The following is a 3295-nucleotide window of genomic DNA, read 5'->3' on the forward strand; positions in this document are numbered from 1 at the left end:
ATTTGATGCCTGGCAGTTCCCTACTCTCACATGGGGAGACCCCACACTACCATCGGCGCTACGGCGTTTCACTTCTGAGTTCGGCATGGGGTCAGGTGGGACCACCGCGCTGTTGCCGCCAGGCAAATTCTTTGTGCTCAGTACGCAATTCTTTATCGCATCAGCCGCGTTGCCTGCGCTCGTTAAGTCAGTCACATACCTCTGTATGCTCCTTCCTTCTCTTCGCTGGTCGCCTTGCTGCTGCGCAAATTATTGCGCACTTAACTCTGAATCTAAGCTGAAAATCTCTCAATTCACCACACCAAACAGCTTTGGCGTTGTAAGGTTAAGCCTCACGGTTCATTAGTATCGGTTAGCTCAACGTATCGCTACGCTTACACACCCGACCTATCAACGTCGTAGTCTTCAACGTTCCTTCAGGACTCTCAAGGAGTCAGGGAGAACTCATCTCGGGGCAAGTTTCGTGCTTAGATGCTTTCAGCACTTATCTTTTCCGCATTTAGCTACCGGGCAATGCCATTGGCATGACAACCCGAACACCAGTGATGCGTCCACTCCGGTCCTCTCGTACTAGGAGCAGCCCCCCTCAATTCTCCAGCGCCCACGGCAGATAGGGACCGAACTGTCTCACGACGTTCTAAACCCAGCTCGCGTACCACTTTAAACGGCGAACAGCCGTACCCTTGGGACCTACTTCAGCCCCAGGATGTGATGAGCCGACATCGAGGTGCCAAACACCGCCGTCGATATGAACTCTTGGGCGGTATCAGCCTGTTATCCCCGGAGTACCTTTTATCCGTTGAGCGATGGCCCTTCCATTCAGAACCACCGGATCACTATGACCTGCTTTCGCACCTGCTCGCGCCGTCACGCTCGCAGTCAAGCTAGCTTATGCCATTGCACTAACCTCCTGATGTCCGACCAGGATTAGCTAACCTTCGTGCTCCTCCGTTACTCTTTAGGAGGAGACCGCCCCAGTCAAACTACCCACCAGACACTGTCCGCAACCCGGATCACGGGTCTACGTTAGAACATCAAACATTAAAGGGTGGTATTTCAAGGTTGGCTCCACGCAGACTGGCGTCCACGCTTCAAAGCCTCCCACCTATCCTACACATCAAGGCTCAATGTTCAGTGTCAAGCTATAGTAAAGGTTCACGGGGTCTTTCCGTCTTGCCGCGGGTACACTGCATCTTCACAGCGAGTTCAATTTCACTGAGTCTCGGGTGGAGACAGCCTGGCCATCATTACGCCATTCGTGCAGGTCGGAACTTACCCGACAAGGAATTTCGCTACCTTAGGACCGTTATAGTTACGGCCGCCGTTTACCGGGGCTTCGATCAAGAGCTTCTCCCTAAGGATAACCCCATCAATTAACCTTCCGGCACCGGGCAGGCGTCACACCGTATACGTCCACTTTCGTGTTTGCACAGTGCTGTGTTTTTAATAAACAGTTGCAGCCAGCTGGTATCTTCGACTGATTTCAGCTCCGTGAGCAAGTCACTTCACTTACCATCAGCGTGCCTTCTCCCGAAGTTACGGCACCATTTTGCCTAGTTCCTTCACCCGAGTTCTCTCAAGCGCCTTGGTATTCTCTACCTGACCACCTGTGTCGGTTTGGGGTACGATTTGATGTTACCTGATGCTTAGAGGCTTTTCCTGGAAGCAGGGCATTTGTTACTTCAGCACCGTAGTGCCTCGTCATCACACCTCAGCGTTGAACAAGAGTCCGGATTTACCTAAACTCTCCGCCTACATGCTTAAACCGGGACAACCGTCGCCCGGCCAACATAGCCTTCTCCGTCCCCCCTTCGCAGTAACACCGAGTACAGGAATATTAACCTGTTTCCCATCGACTACGCCTTTCGGCCTCGCCTTAGGGGTCGACTCACCCTGCCCCGATTAACGTTGGACAGGAACCCTTGGTCTTCCGGCGAGCGGGCTTTTCACCCGCTTTATCGTTACTTATGTCAGCATTCGCACTTCTGATACCTCCAGCAACCCTCACAGGCCACCTTCAACGGCTTACAGAACGCTCCCCTACCCAACAACACATAGTGTCGCTGCCGCAGCTTCGGTGCACAGTTTAGCCCCGTTACATCTTCCGCGCAGGCCGACTCGACCAGTGAGCTATTACGCTTTCTTTAAATGATGGCTGCTTCTAAGCCAACATCCTGGCTGTCTGTGCCTTCCCACATCGTTTCCCACTTAACTGTGACTTTGGGACCTTAGCTGGCGGTCTGGGTTGTTTCCCTCTTCACGACGGACGTTAGCACCCGCCGTGTGTCTCCCGTGATAACATTCTTCGGTATTCGTAGTTTGCATCGGGTTGGTAAGTCGGGATGACCCCCTAGCCGAAACAGTGCTCTACCCCCGAAGATGAGTTCACGAGGCGCTACCTAAATAGCTTTCGGGGAGAACCAGCTATCTCCCGGTTTGATTGGCCTTTCACCCCCAGCCACAAGTCATCCGCTAATTTTTCAACATTAGTCGGTTCGGTCCTCCAGTTAGTGTTACCCAACCTTCAACCTGCCCATGGCTAGATCACCGGGTTTCGGGTCTATACCCTGCAACTTAACGCCCAGTTAAGACTCGGTTTCCCTGCGGCTCCCCTATACGGTTAACCTTGCTACAGAATATAAGTCGCTGACCCATTATACAAAAGGTACGCAGTCACCCCATAAAAGAGGCTCCCACTGCTTGTACGTACACGGTTTCAGGTTCTGTTTCACTCCCCTCGCCGGGGTTCTTTTCGCCTTTCCCTCACGGTACTGGTTCACTATCGGTCAGTCAGGAGTATTTAGCCTTGGAGGATGGTCCCCCCATATTCAGACAGGATACCACGTGTCCCGCCCTACTCTTCGAACTCACAGAATGTGCATTTTAGTGTACGGGAGTATCACCCTGTACCCTGCGACTTTCCAGACGCTTCCACTAACACACAAACTGATTCAGGTTCTGGGCTGCTCCCCGTTCGCTCGCCGCTACTGGGGGAATCTCGGTTGATTTCTTTTCCTCGGGGTACTTAGATGTTTCAGTTCCCCCGGTTCGCTTCGTTAAGCTATGTATTCACTTAACGATAGTGTGTCGAAACACACTGGGTTTCCCCATTCGGAAATCGCCGGTTATAACGGTTCATATCACCTTACCGACGCTTATCGCAGATTAGCACGTCCTTCATCGCCTCTGACTGCCAGGGCATCCACCGTGTACGCTTAGTCGCTTAACCTCACAACCCGAAGCTGTTTCGTAAAACAGGTCGTGTTGTGAAAATTTGAGAGACTCGAACACACCG

General features: G+C 52.4%; 2 rRNA genes. Both read right to left on the reverse strand.

Annotated features, from left to right (window positions below):
• Positions 1 to 7: 7 nt before the first annotated feature.
• Positions 8 to 123, reverse strand: a 5S ribosomal RNA gene (gene rrf, locus GVK32_RS28460).
• A gap of 198 nt (positions 124 to 321) precedes the next feature.
• A 23S ribosomal RNA gene (locus GVK32_RS28465) occupies positions 322 to 3229 on the reverse strand.
• Positions 3230 to 3295: the final 66 nt, after the last annotated feature.

Origin of the sequence: Klebsiella sp. 18074, assembly GCF_902705905.1 — a bacterium.
Taxonomy (GTDB): Bacteria; Pseudomonadota; Gammaproteobacteria; order Enterobacterales; family Enterobacteriaceae; genus Klebsiella; species Klebsiella terrigena.